The organism is Acinetobacter sp. 1000160 (genome assembly GCF_000588715.1).
Lineage (GTDB): Bacteria > Pseudomonadota > Gammaproteobacteria > Pseudomonadales > Moraxellaceae > Acinetobacter > Acinetobacter courvalinii.
This window is the reverse complement of record NZ_JFWP02000006.1, coordinates 77,052-97,992: the sequence shown is the minus strand read 5'-3', so window position 1 is coordinate 97,992 and position 20,941 is coordinate 77,052. Positions and strand designations below refer to the sequence as shown.

Annotated in this window: 17 protein-coding genes and 1 riboswitch; of the genes, 7 read left to right on the top strand and 10 right to left on the bottom strand. The window is 43.4% G+C overall.

Annotated elements, in window-relative coordinates; genetic code table 11:
* Positions 1-90: 90 nt before the first annotated feature.
* From J699_RS05745 to J699_RS05755, 3 genes are all read right to left on the bottom strand, one after another.
* The gene (locus J699_RS05745) at positions 91-1,872 is read right to left on the bottom strand and encodes an acyl-CoA dehydrogenase C-terminal domain-containing protein (RefSeq protein ID WP_032870087.1); all 1,782 of its coding nucleotides are present in this window, start codon (positions 1,870-1,872) and stop codon (positions 91-93) included.
* 162 nt (positions 1,873-2,034) lie between these two features.
* A complete protein-coding gene (locus J699_RS05750) occupies positions 2,035-3,837 on the bottom strand; it encodes an acyl-CoA dehydrogenase C-terminal domain-containing protein (protein WP_009512093.1) in 1,803 nt (600 codons plus the stop codon).
* A 310-nt stretch (positions 3,838-4,147) separates the two neighbouring features.
* Complete coding sequence (locus tag J699_RS05755; protein WP_032870085.1) at positions 4,148-4,522, bottom strand: periplasmic heavy metal sensor; 375 nt, start codon at positions 4,520-4,522, stop codon at positions 4,148-4,150.
* Positions 4,523-4,653: 131 nt separating this feature from the next.
* Here J699_RS05755 and baeS point away from each other — a divergent pair, with 131 nt between their 5' ends.
* Both baeS and J699_RS05765 read left to right on the top strand, forming a co-directional pair.
* Entirely contained in the window at positions 4,654-6,324 is a 1,671-nt protein-coding gene (baeS, locus tag J699_RS05760) for a sensor histidine kinase efflux regulator BaeS (protein ID WP_032870083.1), read from the top strand.
* A 45-nt stretch (positions 6,325-6,369) separates the two neighbouring features.
* Positions 6,370-7,056: a response regulator gene (locus J699_RS05765; RefSeq protein ID WP_004652437.1), complete on the top strand. Its 687-nt coding sequence runs from the start codon at positions 6,370-6,372 to the stop codon at positions 7,054-7,056.
* 600 nt (positions 7,057-7,656) lie between these two features.
* Here J699_RS05765 and J699_RS05770 read toward each other — a convergent pair.
* The 3 genes from J699_RS05770 to J699_RS05780 all read right to left on the bottom strand — a co-directional run bounded on the left by J699_RS05770 (position 7,657) and on the right by J699_RS05780 (position 11,060).
* Positions 7,657-8,238, bottom strand: coding sequence for a L,D-transpeptidase family protein (locus J699_RS05770; RefSeq protein ID WP_032870081.1), 582 nt, complete (start codon positions 8,236-8,238; stop codon positions 7,657-7,659).
* A 74-nt stretch (positions 8,239-8,312) separates the two neighbouring features.
* Positions 8,313-9,755 (bottom strand): protein adenylyltransferase SelO, encoded by a 1,443-nt coding sequence (locus J699_RS05775; protein ID WP_032870079.1) that lies wholly within the window; start codon positions 9,753-9,755, stop codon positions 8,313-8,315.
* Between the two features lie 135 nt (positions 9,756-9,890).
* Positions 9,891-11,060, bottom strand: a complete 1,170-nt coding sequence (locus J699_RS05780; RefSeq protein WP_032870077.1) for an acyl-CoA desaturase — start codon at positions 11,058-11,060, stop codon at positions 9,891-9,893.
* 211 nt (positions 11,061-11,271) lie between these two features.
* On the opposite strand from J699_RS05780, the gene J699_RS05785 reads away from it, so the two are divergent.
* Complete coding sequence (locus tag J699_RS05785; protein ID WP_032870075.1) at positions 11,272-11,799, top strand: META domain-containing protein; 528 nt, start codon at positions 11,272-11,274, stop codon at positions 11,797-11,799.
* Positions 11,800-11,829: 30 nt separating this feature from the next.
* Here the strand turns inward: J699_RS05785 and J699_RS05790 are convergent, their stop codons facing one another.
* The 3 genes from J699_RS05790 to J699_RS05800 form a co-directional block, all read right to left on the bottom strand.
* Positions 11,830-12,546: a glycerophosphodiester phosphodiesterase gene (locus tag J699_RS05790; RefSeq protein ID WP_032870073.1), complete on the bottom strand. Its 717-nt coding sequence runs from the start codon at positions 12,544-12,546 to the stop codon at positions 11,830-11,832.
* Between the two features lie 23 nt (positions 12,547-12,569).
* Positions 12,570-13,157, bottom strand: coding sequence for a cob(I)yrinic acid a,c-diamide adenosyltransferase (locus tag J699_RS05795; RefSeq protein WP_032870071.1), 588 nt, complete (start codon positions 13,155-13,157; stop codon positions 12,570-12,572).
* Positions 13,158-13,260: 103 nt separating this feature from the next.
* The gene (locus J699_RS05800) at positions 13,261-15,105 is read right to left on the bottom strand and encodes a TonB-dependent receptor plug domain-containing protein (protein ID WP_032870069.1); all 1,845 of its coding nucleotides are present in this window, start codon (positions 15,103-15,105) and stop codon (positions 13,261-13,263) included.
* Positions 15,106-15,139: 34 nt separating this feature from the next.
* A riboswitch (cobalamin riboswitch) is annotated at positions 15,140-15,355 on the bottom strand.
* Between the two features lie 119 nt (positions 15,356-15,474).
* Here J699_RS05800 and J699_RS05805 point away from each other — a divergent pair.
* Genes J699_RS05805 through J699_RS05815 form a run of 3 tightly spaced genes read left to right on the top strand, consistent with a single transcriptional unit; the run spans position 15,475 to position 17,880 of the window.
* Positions 15,475-16,134, top strand: coding sequence for a phosphoribosylanthranilate isomerase (locus J699_RS05805; RefSeq protein ID WP_032870067.1), 660 nt, complete (start codon positions 15,475-15,477; stop codon positions 16,132-16,134).
* 13 nt (positions 16,135-16,147) lie between these two features.
* Positions 16,148-17,359 carry a tryptophan synthase subunit beta gene (gene trpB / locus J699_RS05810; protein WP_171070879.1) on the top strand — a complete coding sequence of 404 codons (1,212 nt, stop codon included), beginning with the start codon at positions 16,148-16,150 and terminating at the stop codon, positions 17,357-17,359.
* 8 nt (positions 17,360-17,367) lie between these two features.
* Positions 17,368-17,880 (top strand): DUF1543 domain-containing protein, encoded by a 513-nt coding sequence (locus tag J699_RS05815; protein WP_032870062.1) that lies wholly within the window; start codon positions 17,368-17,370, stop codon positions 17,878-17,880.
* Positions 17,881-17,938: 58 nt separating this feature from the next.
* On the opposite strand, the gene J699_RS05820 is transcribed toward J699_RS05815, so the two are convergent.
* A complete protein-coding gene (locus J699_RS05820) occupies positions 17,939-19,717 on the bottom strand; it encodes a bifunctional metallophosphatase/5'-nucleotidase (protein WP_032870060.1) in 1,779 nt (592 codons plus the stop codon).
* A gap of 216 nt (positions 19,718-19,933) precedes the next feature.
* Between J699_RS05820 and J699_RS05825 the strand changes: the two genes are divergently transcribed.
* Positions 19,934-20,929 (top strand): DUF2804 domain-containing protein, encoded by a 996-nt coding sequence (locus tag J699_RS05825; RefSeq protein ID WP_032870206.1) that lies wholly within the window; start codon positions 19,934-19,936, stop codon positions 20,927-20,929.
* Positions 20,930-20,941: the final 12 nt, after the last annotated feature.

Below are 20,941 nucleotides of genomic sequence, written 5' to 3'. Positions count from 1 at the left end.
AATGATATGCAAGTTTTATGCTGATTTTATTATAGGCATAAAAAAACTGCCTCAACCTAGATTGAGACAGTTTTTATGATTGAATGCGACTTAAGCTTGATTGGTGAAGTAATCTTCGCTGAAGTTCATGATCAAGTCAGAACCTGCTTTGATTTTCGCTAAACGCGCATCGAGTTCAGGCAAGATACGGTCTACAAAATACTGTGCCAATGCAATTTTGTTTTGGTAGAAATCACCAGACTTGTCTTTTGCAGCAGCCGCAATTTTTGCGAACATATAGGCGAAGCTGAGTAAGCCAACAGCATGTAAGTAATCAACCGCAGCTGAGTTCGGGAACTCTGCATTTTCAGCTGCTTGTTCAATGATGAACTGGGTGATCGCTTCAATTTCAGTTGCAGCGTCTAGAGTTGCATCTTTAATGAAGTTCAAGTCCGTGTCTAAATCATTGGCAAAGTCACGGATCTCGGTGATGTATTCTGCGATGAAAGCACCAGCACATTTAATGGTTTTACGACCAATTAAATCTTGAGATTGAACGCCGTTGGTGCCTTCGTAAATTTGAGCAATACGAAGATCACGGATACATTGTTCCATACCCCATTCACGGATATAACCGTGTCCACCGAAGACCATTTGCGCATCGAGCGTCGCCTGGAAAGCGGTGTCAGTGAGGTAAGCTTTTGCAATTGGTGTTAAAAGTGCAACGCGGTCGTTGGCTTTCTTCACGGCTTCAGCATCAGTTGAGAATTTAGTGATGTCGAGCTGTTGACCCACATACACCGCAAATGCACGAGATGCTTCGTTATTGGCACGTACATTGAGCAACATACGACGCACATCACCATGTACCAAAATGCTGTCTGCTGCTTTGTTTGGTGATTGAACGCCAGAAGCACTACGACCCTGTAAACGGTCAGTCGCGTATTGTGCTGCATTTTGATATGCAAATTCAGAAGCCCCGAGACCTTGGATACCCATTGATAAACGTTCGTAGTTCATCATCACGAACATCGCAGCAAGGCCTTCGTTTTCTTTACCGACAAGATAACCTTTGGCACCGTCAAAGTTCATCACGCAAGTTGCAGATGCCTTGATCCCCATCTTGTGCTCGATTGAACCTGGACCAACAGGGTTGCGTTCGCCTAAAGAACCATCTTCATTCACCAAGAATTTCGGTACGATAAATAATGAAATGCCACGTGAACCTGCAGGTGCATCAGGGGTTTTCGCAAGGACTAGATGAATGATGTTTTCAGCGAGATCGTTATCACCACCGGTGATGAAGATCTTCGTACCAGTAATGTTATAGCTACCATCTTCATTGCGTTCAGCTTTGGTTTTGATAATGCCTAAATCTGTACCTGCATGTGGCTCGGTTAAGCACATAGTACCTGACCATTCACCCGAATAGATTTTAGGTAAGTATGTTTCTTTTTGCTCTTGTGATGCATAGCTGTTTAAAGCCATACCTGCACCCACAGAAAGAAGCGGGTAGAGCATGAATGATGGATTGGTTGCGAATAGCATTTCATCAGACAGTACCGTCAGCATTTTTGGCATGGCCTGACCGCCCCATTCTTCGTCTGCACCTAAGCCGATCCAGCCGCCTTCAGCGTATTGACGGAATGCTTCTTTAAAACCTGCGGGTGTGAAAACTTCACCATTTTCCCAACGTGCGCCTTCTTCATCACCCGTACGGTTTAACGGATGTGTCACGTTTTGGGCAAACTTTGCCATTTCTTCTAAAATTGCTTCAGCTGTTGCAGCATCTACATGAGCCAGGTTTTCATTGGCCTGCCAAAATTGTTCTGCTTTAAATACATCATTTAAGATGAATTTCATGTCTGCTAGAGGAGCATTGTAAATTGGCATAATCGTTCCTTTCTACGCACAGCGTCATGTGCAAAATGATCAAATAAAACGAACAAATGAATTGAATCGTATAAATTTAGCATTGATTAAACAAAAAAAGGACGGTCAAAACTGACCAGTCCTTTTTCCGTGATGAACGTTGCATCTCATTCTAAACTATGTTTAGAAAGCGAAGTGTTCCGCATCAAGTTCAAACAATGGCGCAACGCCAGTTGAAAGTACGTCTACATGCGAACGAACACGTGGCAGGATCTTCTTGAAGTAGAAGCGAGCAGTGGTCACTTTTGCATTGTAGAAGTCAACATCAGTGGTACCTTCTGCCAATTTCTCTTGAGCAACAAGTGCCATACGTGCCCATAAGTAAGCAAGCGTTACATAGCCAGAGAAGTAGAGGTAATCCACCGCAGCTGCACCCACTTCATCCGGATTTTGCATTGCACGCATACCAATTTGCATGGTGATATCGCCCCATTCTTTGTTTGCAGCAGCCAATGGTGCAATGAACTCTTGCATCGCAGCATTGTCTTTGTTTGCTTCAACAAATTTATGGATGATCTTGGTGAAGTCTTTCAACATTGCACCTTGAGTTTGCAATACTTTACGACCTAACAAGTCAAGCGCTTGAATCTCGGTTGTTCCTTCGTACAAGCAAGCGATACGTGTATCACGTACAATTTGCTCCATACCGTGTTCAGAAATAAAGCCGTGACCACCAAAGACTTGTACACCGTGCTTCGCAGATTCAGAACCAGTTTCAGTTAAGAATGCTTTTGCAATTGGCGTTAACAAAGACAAGATATTGTCAGCAAACTTACGCTCTTCTTCAGTTTCGCCTTTTTCAACGATGTCTGCATATTGAGCCAATAAGTAAACCAGTGCACGACCACCTTCAGCAAATGACTTTTGCGTTAACAGCATGTTGCGAACGGCAGGGTGAACGATAATTGGGTCAGCTTCTTTTTCAGGAGCTTTAGGGCCAGAAAGCGAACGCATCGCTAAACGGTCTTTCGCATACGCCAAAGCGCCTTGGAAAGAAGATTCAGATGCAGATAAACCTTGAACTGCAGTACCGATACGCGCAGTGTTCATGAAGGTGAACATGCAGTTTAAGCCACGGTTTTCAGGGCCAATCAAGTAACCTTTTGCTTGGTCGAAGTTAATCACACAAGTCGCGTTACCATGGATACCCATCTTGTGTTCGATTGAACCACAACGTACTGCATTACGCTCGCCGATAGAACCGTCAGCATTGACATTGAACTTCGGTACGATGAATAGAGAAATCCCTTTGGTACCTTTTGGCGCGCCCGGTAAACGTGCAAGTACGATATGGATGATGTTTTCAGCCATGTCGTGTTCACCAGCAGAGATAAAGATTTTCTCGCCAGAGATTGCATAGCTGCCATCCGCATTTGGTTCAGCTTTAGAACGGATGATACCTAAGTCAGAACCTGCATGAGATTCAGTCAGGCACATGGTACCGGTCCAGACACCTGAAACAAGGTTTGGCAAGTAAGTATTTTTTTGCTCATCAGAACCGTGGTGTTCTAAAGTACGTACAGCACCATGAGAAAGGCCAGGGTACATACCCCATGACCAGTTTGCAGTACCCACCATTTCAGAGATTGCGATCCCTAAAGAGTTTGGTAATGCCTGACCACCGAACTCTTCATCAGCAGAAAGAGATGGGAAGCCAAGTTCGATATATTTTTGATACGCTTCTTTAAAGCCTGTCGGAGTCGTAACAACACCGTCGTTCCAAGTACAACCTTCGCGGTCGCCTACCTGGTTTAAAGGAGAAAGTTCGTTTTCGCAGAAATCAGCCGCTGCTTCTAAGTATTGATCAACCAATTCACGGCTTACTGTGTCTTGAAATGCAGGAAGTTTTGCGTAATGTGCTTCAGCATTTAATAATTCGTGCAATACGAACTGCATATCACGTAAGGGTGCTTTGTATTGTGGCATAGCGGGTTCCTCAATACTGGTTAAACCAGAGTTATAATCTTAGTCAATGATAAATGTGCCCAAGAGCACCATTTTGTAGCGCTAATCGTGCAACAAGTTATAGTTCGGTACAAGCTTTTGCAGGTCATTTCTTAGTGACTGCTAAGTCAAAGTTTATGGTTCAACCTGTTTAAGCGCTTAGATTGTAGGTGGTTTTCCAGCATTTGAGTGAAACTGTTCAGCTAAAATCGTAAGCAGCTGTGTAAATGAAAAATCAATCATTTAACGCATAAAAAAAGGCGCTTTGAAAGCGCCGGAGAGGAGAGGGTGTTTATGTTGTTGGATTCGCTTGACGCTTGAATTGTGATTGGTCTGGGGTAAAACGAACTTCACAGGTCCCTTGAATGACACGTTTATTCCATTGCACATTGACGCGTTCTCCGATACGTTTACCTTGACAAGCTTGTTCGATCTGGGCGCGTTGAGCCTGATGTTGCTGACGCATTTGTTCGCGTTGTTCTGAACGCTGTTCACGTTTTGCTTGCCATTCAGCACGCTGCTCAGGGGTAAGTGGTGCACGTTGCATATTGTGACGATGGTGGTCACGATCCATTGACTGTTCCGCTGGCGTGGTCGACTGACAGGCAGCCAAACCTAAAACAGAACCGAGTAAGGTGGTTATCAATACAATTTTTGTCTTGTTCATTGTTTTATCCAGCGTCAGCAGTTGTGATTTGATGCTTAAAGATTAGATAATAAAGATGAAGAAACAATGGAGAGTTTTTTTGAACCATGTTGGTTACAATCCATAAATAGAACACTATTGAGATTAAGCGTTTGAATGTTCGTCGTGTCCCTTTAGCCTTACGTCTGTTTTTAACGGTATTACTCACTACCTTGCTGATTGCGACCATCAGTCTGGGCGTTTTACATTGGACCATGCAAAAGAACTTTGCCCGCTATGTGGCCGATGTCGAGATGCAGAAACTGGATCGGCTGATTGCTAACCTAGGCAATGTTTATACGGTTTATCATGACTGGGGCAATGCCATTCAGGCGCAGATTCTTCAAATCGAGGGAACTGCAGCACCGGATGATTATGACCGGCTGTCTCAATGGTGGTTACGTCGCCAGTATGACATTGCCTTGCAGCAGCGTTATTTTAATGACCATACTTTATTGAGTCTGTCTCCGACGCTGGCGCAAAATAATGTTGAGATGAGAAATCGTCAGATCTTTAATGATGAAGAACTCAAAATCCTCAAACAAAATTTACCTTCAGAATATCAGCCTTTTGAGGGACTACGTTTTCCACTCAGCCCAAGCCAGTTCCGTCTAAAGAAAGATGATAAAGATGACAAACAGGAGCATAAATTAAGTGCGCCTGCCGAACATGGTAAAAAGCGTTTTGTCTCGATTCCTGACCGTTTAGGCCTGAGTTCACGCCTATCTTTATATGATGAAAATCAGCAGTTTATTGTCGGTGAACCGGCTACCGATCAAATCTCGTTCCGTCCGATTATCGTAGATGAACGGGTGGTGGGTTATCTGGGCCTAAAACCGGTGCTGGATCAGGATGATGCATCCAGTATCAATTTCTTTAGTAATCAAAAACGCTATCTGCTTTTGGTCTATGCATTAACGGTATTGTCTAGTTTGATTGCGGCACTGCTGATGGCGACCTATTTTAAAAAGCCGATTCAACGCCTGTTAAAAGCCACTTTAGAATTGACGCGTGGTAACTATCAGCATCAGGTGAAGATCAGACGTAATGATGAATTAGGTGATTTATCCAATCAGATCAATCATCTGGCTGACATCTTGCACCATCATGAAGAGTCACGCCGTCAATGGGTATCCGATACCTCGCATGAGCTGAAAACGCCATTGGCAGTGTTGCAGGCGCAAATCGAAGCGATGCAGGACGGGATTCGTAAAGCCACGCCTGAACATCTTGCTGCGATGATGCGTCAGGTCAGCAGTTTGAAGAAATTAACTCAGGATCTGGCGGATCTGGCTCAGGCCGATGCGCAACAGTTGAAATGCTATTTTGCCGAAGTCAATCCGTGGGATGTGGTGCTGCAAGAAGTCGAAAACTTCAGATCAACCTTTGAGCAAAATCAGCTGGATGTCACCTTGTCGGGAGAGGGCGCTTTACTCTCGTTAGATCGTGATCGTTTTAAACAGATTATTGTCAATTTACTGGGGAACTGTGTTCGCTATACTGAACAAGGTGGAAAAATACAGATTCACACTCAACAAGATGAGCAACAATGGATATTGTATGTAGATGACAGTCCATTGGGGATGAATGATGAGCAACTGGCCCGTCTGGGTGAACGCTTCTACCGTGTCGACGATTCACGTACACGCAGTACCGGCGGTACAGGGTTAGGTTTGGCTTTATCATGTAAACTGGCACAAGCTTTAGGTGGTTCACTGACTTTCGATCATTCACCATTAGGTGGATTACGTTGTGTACTGACTTTCCCGAAACAAAATACGTAACTTTTAGATCCTCTTTGGTTGAGGATGATGGATAGGATGAAGACCATGAAACATATCATGTTGGTTGAAGATGAGGTTGAACTGGCACAGTTGGTTCGTGATTATTTAGAAGCTGCTGGTTTTGAAGTCAGTATGTTCCATGATGGTCAAGATGCATATACCCAGTTCCAGCAACGTAAACCAAGCTTGATGATTCTGGATTTGATGGTGCCGCGTATGGACGGTTTAACCATCTGCCGTAAAGTACGTGAGCAGTCTGATCTGCCGATCATTATGGTGACGGCAAGGACTGAAGAAATTGACCGTGTTTTGGGTCTCAATATGGGTGCAGACGACTATATCTGTAAGCCTTTTAGTCCCAAAGAACTGGTTGCCCGTGTTCAGGCTGTTTTGCGCCGTTTAGAGCGTAAAGCGGAACCTGAACAGAATGATCTATTCCGTATTGATAAAGCGCAACAGCGCATCTGGTATCAGCAAAAAGCATTAACCTTGACCCCAACAGAATTCCGTTTACTGGAGCTGTTTTTAGAGCATCTTGGACAGGTCTATTCACGTGCACAGTTGCTCGATCATATCAATCCAGACAGCTTTGATGTGGCAGACCGTGTGATTGACAGCCATATTAAAAACCTGCGTCGTAAGATTTCAGAAGCAGCGGATACAGGCAATCGTCATGAATGGATTCAAGCGGTGTATGGTGTCGGTTATCGTTTTGAATATCCAGATGAGTAATCAGCATTACGTGGTTTGAGGTGACTCATAATCAAAATCTGGAACAGTTTCTATAGATGAACTCATCTCTTTTCCGTCGGATAGAGGGACTGATACGAGATGAGTTTTGATGACGATAAAGGGTAGAGTACCACAAAAACTTTTATCCTGTGGCTACCCCTTGCGCTGCTACAACGCCTTGCACTGCTATAGTCGCTCTTGCGCCGCTTCAACGCGGCTCATATCCAAGAAAATGTGGATAGTTTCTATAGATAAACTCATCTCTTTTTCTTCGGATAGAGAGGATGATATGAGATGAGTTTTGATGAGGGTAAAGGGTAGAGCACGGCAAAAAGTTTTATCCTGTGGATAACCACAGCGTTATCCACAGAAAATGTGGATAGTTTCTTAAAGATTTTGTAGAAATTATCTGCTTTTCTGGTTTTGAATGAAACATCACTGAATTCTGCACAAATTAAGATTACATTACTTTACAATCACTTGTGGTGAGCTAGGTTGCTGAAACGAGATTGATTCTAACTTGAAAACTTATCCCCTGAATAAGCCTTGTCCGGTTTGATCATCGCCTTTATCCGCAAGCTCGTCTGAGCGTTGTCCCCATTAGGGGTGGATGATAATCGGTGTATGATCAGCAACCAGTTGCCATATTTCGTCTATATCCGAGTTGGTCACTGCAATACAGCCTAAGGTCCAGTCTTTGCGTGGCATATAGCGTGCACTGGCAGGAAATGAGGTGGCACGTGTCGGCACTGTCCCGTGAATCATCACATTTCCTCCCGCAGAACGATTATGCTGTTGGGCATAGGTCGTATCAGTTTTATTGGGGTAGGAGATGTGCAAAGACTTATAGTACGCACTTTGTGGATTGCGCCAATCAATAGAATAGGTTCCCTCAGGCGTTTTGCCATCACCTTCAAACTGTTTATGTCCGATCGGATCAAAGCCTAAACGTATCGGATAGCTGCGAATGACTTCCTGTTGGTGTTTTAATTGCAGAATACGTTGGCGCTTAAAGACTTCAATTGAGGTCACGGGTTTATTCTGTTTAAGCTGTTGTATTTGTTCAGCTGAAAGTGGCGTATGGGTTGCTGCAAATGTGGGGATGAACTTGCCATAATGATAAAAAGCCAGTGCCAATAAAATAATTAAAACCACAGATCCAACAATCAATCCAGTTTTCATGATGTTCTTCTTTTTAAAATAAATAGCTCACCTGAGCCGCAATCGCGACCCAAGCGAACCACAACGACTCAAAATTAAGATGAACAGCTCACCATTACCTCTGGTACATCACTTGGTAAAGGAGCCGTATCTGCTTCAGTTTCCAGATCAGGCTGTTTTTGATAGGGTTGATTCAGCAGCTTAAATAGACGGTCAACCTCGCTAAAATCACCACGTTCAGCCTGCTCAATGGCTTTCTGCGCCATATGATTGCGCAGGATATACTGCGGATTGGCCTGTTGCATTTGCTGGTTTAATTCATGCGTATCCTGATGTTGACGGATATTCTGGTAATGTGTCAGGAAATCGTCGAACTGTTGCACATGAATACAGTCATCTCTTAAAGCTTTATAATCTTGCTGTTGCAAACGAATAAAGCTTTGGGTGTAATCCAGTTGCTCGGTTTGCAAAATTCTCAAGAATGCAAAGCTGCAATCCAGACTGTCTTTATGGAAATGCGGCAGTCCCATTTTTTGACAGAGTCCCTGACCATAATGCTGCAAAAAGGTGGGTTCAAATTTCTCTAGGCAACTCGCCAGATCTAGTTTGAACTGTTCTTTATCTTCGGCCGATGCTAATGGGATCAGGTTGTTTAGCCATGTCCACAGATTCCAGTGCCCGATGCTTGGCTGGTTCTGATAAGTATAACGGCCCTGATAATCGGAATGGTTGTTAATCCAGTTTGGACGGAAACGTTCCATAAAACCGTAAGGGCCAAAGTCCAGTGTTGAACCGGTAATATTGAGATTGTCGGTATTCATCACCCCATGTGCAAAACCGACCAGTTGCCATTTGGCAATCATGATCGCAGTTCGTTCAATCACGGCTTGAGCAAATACCAGAATTGGATGTTCAGCTTCAAGGCATTCTGGATAATGCCATTCGATACATTTTTGCGTGAATTCAGCCAACAGTTCAGGCGCATATTGATTGATCCATTCAAAATGACCCAAGCGAATATGGCATTCGGAGGTGCGCAATAACATTGCCCCTAGCTCTAGGGTTTCGCGTTGTACGCCTTGAGCTGAACTGGTAAAACCGACTGCATGACTTGATGCCACACCCAAAGCATTTAAGGCATGACCCGCTAAATATTCACGAATGACTGAACGTAGGACGGCTCGACCATCGCCCATGCGCGAGTAAGGGGTAGAGCCAGCACCTTTGAGGTGTAGATCAATGGTTTCGCCATGTTTATTCAGGATTTGTCCGATCAGCAAACCCCGGCCATCACCGAGTTGTCCTGCCCATTGTCCAAATTGATGCCCTGCATAGACCATGGCGAGTGGGGGAAATTCGGCAAAGGTTTTTTGTCCGCTACAGATTTCCACCCAATTGGCTTTATCTTCTTCGCTCCATTGCAATTCATCTGCCAAGGCTTCATTGAAATGGCCTGCTTTGGCACCACGCAACGGACTAGGTTGTTGCTGATGATAAAGCTTCGGATTTAAAGAATCATAGCGAGGGTTAAATTGCATAAGCGAATCATCTTGAAAGACTGACCTATGACTATAACAAATTAACCGATGCAATGGGGAAGCGTAGAACAGAGGGATGAAACAGCAGATATAAAAAATGGCCTCAATTTGAGACCATTTTTAATTGCTATGCTGTTATTCAGAAACAGGCGCTTTTTTGATGTTACGCATCAAGGTTTCCAAACATTCACGGTGATGACTTAAACGATGCTCAAGTAACTGGAAATCAACTTTCAGCTTGTGATCCATTTGATGGATTTTTTCAGCCATGGCTGCTTTTTTCGCTTGAAGCTCTTGTTCTTTCAGCTTAGCCCAATCATTTAAGGTATGGGTAAATGCTTCATATTCCTGAGCAATACGTTGCTTCATTTGCACAATGTCGGTATTGACATCATGCCCATAGATCGCAAGATCGCGTTCCGCATATTTAAACTTCATCGCAAGTTCAGCTTTTTTGATATTAAAGCTTGGAATACGACGTAAATTTTTCGCTAAACCAAGCTTTGAGCTGGTCCAGATTAACCATTTGGTTGGGTCATATTGCCACCATTTCACGCCATTACGGTAGTCGTACTGGAAGATGTGATGATAGTTATGATAACCCTCACCCCAAGTGAAAATAGCCAAAACAAAGTTGTCACGTGCGGTATTTTCATCGGTATAAGGACGTTTGCCCCACATGTGGCAAAGTGAATTGATGAAGAAGGTCACATGGTGGCTGATGATTAAACGTAATAAACCACCCAATAAAATCACGCCCCAGATGTCGCCAGTCACCCATCCGATTAAGCCCAGTACACCGACATGAACAGCGATGACCATTGGCACATAATATTTATGCTGGAACATCACCAATTTGTCATTGAGCAAATCAGGTGCATTTTTAAAATCAGGTTCAGATGGTGAGTGATCGCGAATCATCCAGCCTAAGTGTGCATACCAGAAACCACGTTTAATTGAATACGGGTCTTGATCGACATCATCGACATGGCGGTGATGGGTGCGGTGACCTGAAGCCCAGAACAAAATACTGTTCTGCACAGCAAAGGTACCGCCAATCATCAATAAAATTTTCAGCGGTAATGCCGCTTCATAGGCACGATGCGCCCAAAGACGATGATAACCGGCCGTAATGCCCAGGCTACTCAGCGCCAAAAGGAAGATCATGCTCACCCAAGCACTTACACTAAAATCATAATAATAAGCATATAAAGGGATTAAAATAGCGGCAAGAATTGGTGTGCCAATTAAGGTAATGCTAGCAGTCCAGTTAATGGGTGCCTTTTTGAGTGGGGCGGAAGTCATATCCGTCAGCGCTCCTAAAAACCTTGTTTGTACAAGATAATAAAACTAAACGAGATAGCAAAACCAATCATGACGATATATTGCTATTTTATCACTGATATTAGCATGCCCAAATCGATTAGCACTAGTATTATTGTACAGTTGTATCGAAAGAACAGTAACAGAATTCATTTGTAAATTTGATCAATGAATTAAAAGGTGAAATAAATCAATGTCTGAGCAAAATACTATGAAAAATCCCATTTTTTCTTTGAAGGCATTTTTTAACAAAACTTTAATATTCTCTGCTGCTGTCATGCTTGCAGCCTGCCAAAGCCAACCGCAGCCCGCACAAAAACATAGCTTGCAGCCAAAACGGGTGACACAGCCACCTGCCATGCAAGTCCGTAAAAGTACTGATGGTGTTCAGGATGTGGATTGGCAAATTACCACCATTCATGGCAAACGCGCGTTGTTCTTTAACCAGTATCCCGGTTTTCAGCTTAACTCGGTTTCAAAGATGGTGTCAGGGCATACGGGCTGCAACAATATTTATGGTCGTTATAAATATGATTTTACCCAGCGTAAACTGGATTTTGATGTGATGGCACAGCACCAGAGTTGTAACCGTGCTTTAGCGCAAGAGGCAGATTTGATGGATGCGATTCAACGGGTTGAACGTTTCCAGCTGGATGGTGCAAACCTGTATTTATTAGATGCAAAAGGGCAACGTTTGATTCAGGCCCAGCATAAGAAATAAAAGAAAAGGCGGAATAAATTCCGCCTTTTGTTATTTTAAATGTTGCAACATGGTACTTGGAACATCGGTAATTAAACCTTGAATACCCAACTGCTGCAGGTGCTTGGCACGTTCAACCTCATTCACTGTCCAGACGCTAATTGCAAGATCAGCCTGTTGGGTCCGTTCAATGATTTCATCTGTCGCCAAGGCATCTCCCCAGCCAATCTGACAGCAGCCATATTGCTGCGCCAGTTCAATCGCATATTCTCCAATTGGAATTTCAACCAATAATCCACGCTTAAAATGACTTTGATGGCGCTGTAAAGCAGCTAAAATTTTGACATCAAAACTGGTAATGGTTGCGCTTTGCTCAAAACCTTTTAAATCTTGATGTAATTGATAGACCAAGCGTTCAGCTGCTGCATCATCTGCAACGGCTTTAATTTCAACTTCGATATGTTCAAAGTCAGTGAGACAGTCAAGAACATGGGGAAGGCTAGGGGTATATTCTTCAAAGGCCCATGCCTGCCATTGATGGCGATGATCGAATTGCTGTGCTTCGAATAAATTGCAGCTTTCAACCTGCTGGGAACGACCCGCAGTGCGGACAAAGTCATCATCATGGATGACGACCAGTTGATCATCTTTCAGTTGGCGTACATCAAACTCGACTGCACGTACGCCTAAATCATGCAGATAACGAAAACCACCTAACGTATTTTCAGGAGCTTCACCACGCGCACCACGATGACCAATAATTCGCATTTGTCTCTGCCTTGATTGAAAAATTATGCTTGATCGATACTGTCGTTAATATTCTTTTGCCATAGCACTTCACTACCACCTTCGGCACGTTGTAAAGCACGTGAGGCAACGAATAACCAGTCGGATAAGCGATTCAATAATTGTAGCGCAGTCGCCTGAATATTCTGGTCGCGATGATGTACCGACAATAAGGCACGTTCTGCACGACGGCACACTGCACGGGCTTGATGGGCATAGCTGCATGCCAAAGTACCTGATGGCAAAATGAAGTCTTTTAACATCGGTAAAGACTCATTCATGTGGTCGATTTCTTTTTCCAGAAAGTCGATGCATACCGGTTGAAGCAGGTGATAGTTTGGAATACAGACTTCGCCACCTAGATCGAACAACCAGTGTTGGATCAGGCTTAAGCTTTTATCCCAATGCGCTTTATTTTCAATCGGGCTGGCACTGATTTGTGCGCGAAGCACACCAATGGTTGCATTCAGTTCATCGACATCACCGAGTGCAGCAATGCGTAAATCATCTTTGGCAACACGTGAACCATCTCCCAGACCTGTGGTGCCTGAGTCGCCTGTACGTGTATAGATTTTACTTAAACGATGTCCCATAGTTCTGTTTCTCTGATCCTGAAAATAAAAAGGGGATAATGTCGGTCAGAACATTACCCCGAAACTGGAGTTAAGAAAATGTTTTTATTATTTTAGCGCAGGATTAATAACGGAATGTGACACCCGCAGAGGCTAGGCGACCGGTATTAATGTACCAATCATTTGAAGGATAAGTATTTAATACCTCACGATACTCAACATCACCTACGTTTTGAATGTTAGTAAATACCTTCACATTTGGATTGATATTCCAATAAGCATTTAAATCTACGGTTGCATAGCCAGGTACTCGGGTCGTATTTGCCTTATCTGCATAAGACTTAGCACGTGCGATTACTGATGCACTGATCCCATAAGTTGCATTTTCTAACCCTGTACTAACTGTTAAAGTTTGACGTGGGCGATAAGCAATTTCTAGTTCATTCGCTTCATTTTCCGTTTTCACATAAGCATATTGTGTTGATAAAAATAAATCATCCTGATGCCATTTAATACCAGCTTCACCGCCTGTGAAATTCGCTTTCGCTATATTTTCATTTTTACCGGCATTACTGGTAATGAGATTTTTAATCTTTGTATGATAAACAGAAAGATTAGTACTTATATTCGGTGTGATAGCGTAATCAGAACCGATTTCATAAGATGTGCTTTCTTCTGGAGCAAGGTTTTCGTTGCCACCCCATTGTGAATAGAGTTCATTTAGTGTTGGTGCGCGGAATGCACTACCAATATTTGCATAAACACTTGCATTCGGTAAGAAATGATAACGAATCGCAGCTTGTCCAACGGTATGATTGCCAAAACGTTCATTGTCCTCTAAACGAACACCTACTTGCGTATCAAATTGCTCATTTTTAAATTGGTGTTGTAGGTAATAGCCTGTGCTATCAACACTCTGATCACCTTTTAGAATTGTGTTAGTTTGATAATTTGCATCCGTATATGTTGCACCAACTAAGATATTTTGATTTGGTGTAAATTTCCATTTTAGGTTTAAATCAGCTTCATTATTTTCAGTGTCATAGCGCGAGCCATAAGCCGGCACATTTTGCTTATCTTGCGCATTTGAATAACGTGCATTGATGACTAAATCAGGCAGGAGATTGTAGGAAACCTTAGTATTAATGACACGATTTTCAAATAATCGCTGTGCTGTATTGGTAATATAGTCATTACTGAAAATATTAGTTCCCTTATTTTCACTAATCGATGCAGAAGCATCTATTTTATTTTCTTGATAAAAACCAACTTTGGCATGGTAACCTTTCTGATCATAACCAGCTTTTTCATTTTTAGCTTGGCTTTCAAAGATACGCGTACCATCACTTTCTAAGCGCTGACCACCTACTTGGGCATAAAAACCTTGATCAGTAACTAAATTGGCATTGGCTATCGTTTTATAAGTATTGTTTTCCCCATAAATACCAGTTAAATCTGCTCCTGTTTTTTCAGGCTTTTTTGAAATTAGCTGAACAACACCCCCAATCGCATCACTACCATATTGTACAGATGCAGGTCCCTTTAATATCTCAACTTGTTGAACATCTGTTGTGTCTAAAAAAGCTGGATATAATGGGCCAAGTTCATTTTGGCTATTTAGACGAGCACCATCTTTAAGAACGAGTGTATGAACTGATTTGGTGCCGCGAAGTGAAATCTCAGAAATTTGTCCTAAGCCACCACTTTGTTTGACATACACTGATGGATCACGTTGAATCACATCAGATATATTTAATAAAGGATTTTGTTCAATGATCTTTTGATCAATCACTGTAAGGCGTGCAGGAACATTCTTTAATTTTTCTTCAGAACGAGATGCTGTCACAACAATCGTATCTAGCGTCGCAGTTTTATCGCTGGCTTGATCTTGAGCAAAAGCAGGTGAAGAAAATCCCATCGCAATAGCGATAGCACCAACTAAACGAGTCGGTTGAAAAACAGTAGACATGCGTGCTCCAGACATTCACCCGTCGTGAATGATAAAGTGGAAATACACAACAAGCAGGTCTCCGGACTTCACTATAAATCATCAAATCAATGATTGTACTCATCATCTTCCCACATCGTTCCGATGCAGTGATTTGGCGTTGAGCTGGGATGAGTAATTCAGTGTTACCGTTGCGAGGGCAGTGTTGGAATTTCACCAACTTCCCTATAAGCAAAAGAAATTGCTTTAGACTTGTTGCAAGATTACGCAAAGTATAAAGTGTTAACGTTTCTTAAACAATTGCATTTCAGAATGAACTTTGCACAAAGTGAGTCAAATTGCATTACAATGCGAGAGCTTCAAAAATATTCAGACTAAATTGGACAGCTCATGCGCCAAAGCCAGATGCGAACTCGCGCCAAGATTTGTGGAATTACCCGAATACAAGATATTCACGCCGTTGTACAATCTGGTGCAGATGCGATCGGCTTTGTTTTTTTTCCGCCAAGTCCGCGACATGTCAGTATTGAGCAGGCGCAAGCATTGGCAAAGCAGGTCCCGCCTTATGTACAGCTCGTCGGCTTATTTGTAAATGCAACTGCTGAAGAAATCCAGACGGTGCTTGATTCGGTTCCTCTGGATGTATTACAACTACATGGCGATGAAACGCCAGAACAATGCCAATTCATCGCAACGCAATGCAAACGTCGCTGGTATAAAGCGATTCAGGTCAAACCTGGTCTGGATGTGGTCGCTGAAATCCAGCGCTATCAAGTAGCGGGCGCCAGTGCAGTGTTATTAGATGCTTGGCATCCTGAGCTAAAAGGTGGGACAGGGCACAGTTTTGACTGGACGCAATTTCCCCAACTCGATATTCCACTCATCCTGGCCGGGGGCTTAACCCCTGAAAATGTCAGTGAAGCTATTGATACCACAGCTGCTTTTGCTGTGGATGTCAGCGGAGGCGTCGAGTCCGCAAAAGGTATAAAAGACCAACAACTCATTGAAAAATTTATGCAAGGAGTCCAACGTGGATCAGCAAAACTCTAATCAAGAAAATCAGATGATTGATTACACCCAGTTTCCCGATGCGCAAGGGCATTTCGGTATTCATGGTGGACGTTTTGTATCAGAAACGCTGATGGCTGCACTTGAAGACCTCGAAAGTCTTTATGGTCGTATGAAGAATGATGCACAGTTTTTAGCAGAGTTTGATCGTGATCTTGCGTTCTATGTTGGTCGTCCGAGTCCGCTGTATTATGCCGAGCGATGGTCTCAGCACCTCGGCGGTGCACAAATTTATCTGAAACGTGAAGACTTGAATCATACCGGTTCGCACAAGGTCAATAACACGATTGGTCAGGCTTTATTGGCAAAGTTGTCAGGTAAGAAACGCATCATTGCGGAAACAGGTGCAGGTCAGCATGGCGTGGCGACGGCAACCATTGCAGCACGTCTGGGTATGGAATGTGTCGTGTACATGGGCGCTGAAGATGTAAAACGTCAGGCCATGAATGTCTACCGTATGCGTTTGTTGGGCGCGACGGTGGTTCCGGTACAAAGTGGTTCAAAAACCTTGAAAGATGCCATGAACGAGGCGATGCGTGACTGGGTCACCAATGTTGACAGTACTTATTATGTGATTGGTACTGTGGCTGGTCCTCATCCATATCCGCAACTGGTTCGCGATTTCCAGTCGATTATTGGTCGTGAAGCGCGCCGTCAAATCCAGGAACAGGCAGGGCGTTTGCCAGATGCTTTGGTCGCTTGTGTCGGCGGTGGTTCAAATGCGATGGGCTTGTTCTATCCCTTCCTGAATGATCAAGATGTGAAAATGTACGGTGTTGAAGCCGCAGGTCATGGCATCGAAACTGGTAAACATTCTGCGCCGTTGAATGCAGGACATGTAGGTGTATTACACGGTAATCGTACTTATTTGATGTCGGATGAGCAAGGGCAGATCATTGAAACACATAGTATTTCTGCTGGTCTGGACTATCCAGGCGTAGGTCCGGAACATAGTTTCCTCAAAGATATGAACCGTGTGGAATATGTGCCAATCAATGATGATGAGGCCTTACAAGGTTTCCGTGATCTCACCAAGATTGAAGGTATTATCCCTGCATTGGAAAGTTCACATGCGATGGCTTATGTCACTAAACTTGCACCGACCATGTCGAAAGATCAAATCATTATTGCGACAGTTTCAGGCCGTGGCGATAAAGACCTGATGACGGTTGCACGGATTGATGGCGTTGAAATGGTAGATATGTAGGTCTTAAGATGCCAAGTCTGTTTATGGTGATGCTGGGTGGCCGTCATGCGCGTGCCAACACCGAAGTACATGATGTGGTGATGGCAATTGGTCATAGCTTGTGTGAGCTTACACCCCAGTTGAAACAGGCCTGGTTTGGTGAATTAAAAGGTTTGCATATTGATGCCTGGGCGCAGATTTCAGGTGTGCAGTCGCAAGATGTGAATTATCAGATTCACTTCTCCGATGTGGCACCATCAGCATCAGATAAAAAGCTGTATTTGATTAATTTGGGCGGCTATACGCCAAATATTTTTGGTGAATTGCATAGCTATCATCTTGTCGTTGCAGCTGATGCAGTGGCGGCAAAACAGTTGGGTAAACAGTTCATTGAACAACACTGGCATAAGCCGCATACCGATCGTGTCGTGGATGTCGATGATTGCATTCCGATAGATCATATCGCAGGGCGTTATATCCATTTGGTTCAAGGTGAATTTAGTCCGATGATTTGGGAAAATACTTATCTCACCTTAGCTTAAGCATGGTTTTAGAAAAAACAGGGAAGCAATTGCTTCCCTGTTTTTATTTTTGATGTGATTAAGGTGTGACTTTGATTCGATCGGTTTTAGGTGCGGTTAGTGGTGAATGCTGAGCTACATATTGTTCTAGGGCATCAATATCTTGTCCGCCACCGACTGGATTTTTACCTTGTTTTAAGACGGTAAAGTTATCACCACCATCGGCAAGGAAGCTGTTTACGGTTACACGGTAAACCTTGCTATCATCCAGCCCTTGTCCTGCAACCAAGATATTGCTGGCGCGTGGTGAACTCGATGCATCTTTCTTATAGGTATAACTGAACTCTTTTGATGGCTGCAAGATACGTACCGTGGCTGCATTGGCACCTGACCATTGTTGCTCAAGCACCTCACGAATCTGTTTACCTGTCAGACTTAATGTCACAATCGAATTACCAAATGGCTGCACGGTAAAGACATCACCAAAGGTAATCTGATTATTGGTATTGACCAGTAAATCGGCGCGTACACCGCCCGGATTCATCAGGGTAAAGTCAGAACCTTGATTGCTTGCAGTTAGTGCCATGGCCTGCTGTGCATCGGCAATTAAATTACCCAAAGCACTTTCACCACTTTCGGTGGCATTACGATTAATCACACCATCCGCGGTGCCGACGACACGGGCTGAAATGCTGGTCACGGCTTGACGATATTTATCCAGAATGGCTTCAATACTTGGGGTTTTATTGAATTTCTCGTATAGATCCGTCAAGTTCACTGTGGTTGAGCCTGAAGTATAGGCTTCACTTTGAATCGGAACCTGTTTTGCATCCTTCTTAATCACATCACCTGTTTTGCCATCCAGTTCTAATTGAATATTGGTAATGGCGGTACCGTATTGTCCGGCAGAGGTGAGCAGGAACGGTTTTTGCGGATTCTTGGTCGAGTAATCACAAATATAAGATTGATGGGTATGTCCAGACACCACCACATCAACTGCAGGATCTAGCCGATCGAGGATACCGAGTAATGGACCGCTAAGGCCATCACAAGTTTTCTTATTAAACTTGGTACTGGGTGCGACGCCTTCATGTACTACCACCACAATTGCTTCAATGCCTTGTTTCTTTAACTCTGGAATCAAGGCATTGACCGTATCGGCTTCATCATGAAAGTTAACGTCTTTAATACCCGCAGCCGAGACAATGCTGGGTGTCGCTTTCAGGGTCATGCCGATAAAGGCTACCGGAATGCCACCATAGCTTTTGACTTTATAAGCAGGGAACAGGGTTTTGTTGGGATCAGCCTTCATCGAGACATTGGCAGCCAGGAAGTTAAACTTGGCACCCTCAAATTTTGGATTGATCTGACAGGGTTTGGTACTGGTATATTGCTGACAGCCACCATTCTGCAAGCGACGTAATTCATCGGTACCCCGGTCAAACTCATGATTGCCGACTGCGTTAAAATCAATCTGAATATCATTCATGGTTTCAATGGTCGGCTCATCCAGAAACAGGGATGAGGTCAGTGGTGAGGCACTAATCAGGTCACCTGCCGAAACGACCGCATTGTTTGGATATTGCGCGCGTAATTTTTTAATCGCATCGGCAAAATAACTGACGCCCCCGACAGGAATACGTACCGTTTTGCTACTGTCATTTGGATCATCTGCTTCTATAAAGCGTTTGGGCGGTTCAAGATTACCGTGAAAATCATTGAACGCAAGAATGTTGATATTTTGATTTTTGCGTTCAACTGTTGGCGTTCCATCATTATCGTCATGATCATTACAGGCCGTTAACGCCAGCACCATCAGACAGAGAACTTTGGCTTTTAATAATTGTTGGGTCATCATTGTTTTTGATCGGGTGGTATAAGATTGTTTTCAAAAATAAAACTTCTGTATGAATGTTTGATGAAATTATGAGCTAGAATCATTTGGCAAGCACTTGGATTGAGCGCTAAGAACTATGGCAAAGTCATCAGTTTTACAGATAAAACGATTAGCAAATTTGTCCACTTAAGCTTTATGATTGAAGCAGATGCAAACCCGTACTCATGGAATGAAAGAATGGATTTGATACAAACCAATGGTCAGCCACGTTATGGACGTTTTGATCAGGTACCCTCAAGGATTAACCTGGATGACTATATTTATAAAACGCCTTATGGACAGGTATTAACTGGCTGGCGTAAACAACTAAAATATAAAAAATTTAAATTCTGTGGCTTGCAACATGAGCATTACAGCATTGGCGTGGCAATTGTCGATCTATCCTGGGCCGGGCATGCGTTCTTTTATGTCTATGATCACCAGACTAAAAAGGTGATTGAATGGAATGCAATTCAACCTTTGGCATTCAAAACACAACTGGATGAGCAACCGTTATTTAGTCAAAGTTCGTTCAAAAAATCAGCCTATCAATTTGATATGCAGCATGCCAATGGCGTGCGTTATATTCAGGTCAGCAAACATGGTGAGATCCAGCTAAAAGCCCGGATTTTTTGTGCAGGGACCGACGCCTTGAGTTTATGTAGCCCGACCGGGATTAATGGCTGGACCTATACCCAGAAGCAAATAACACTGGCGGTTGAGGGCTTTTTCATTAGTCCAGCTCAGCAAAAAATTGAATTTAATGCTTATAGTCTTGCGGCTTTGGATGATACCTGTGGTTTTCTGCGCCCTGAAACAGCCTGGTTCTGGTTGTCTTGCCAGTTTCGCGATGCACAAGATCGTCGTATTGGTCTTAATCTCGCTTCAGGTGTGAATGAAAGTTTTGGCAACGAAAATGCCTTATGGGTCAATGGGCGTTTGTATCCGCTGACAGATGTTTTATTCGAGCAAAAGAATGAAAATACCTGGTCAATTCGTTCTTTGGGTGGATGTTTAAATCTGGTGGTTGAAACAGGCTGGTGCCGTTTTGAAAATATTAATCTGCGTTTAATTGGCAGCCAGTTTAATCAATGGCAGGCTAAGGTCAGTGGGACGATTGCCCATGAACAGGTTGAATTGGTGGCATTAGATAATCAATATGGCTTATTAGAACAGCATTATGCGAAGTGGTGATGCTGAAAATAA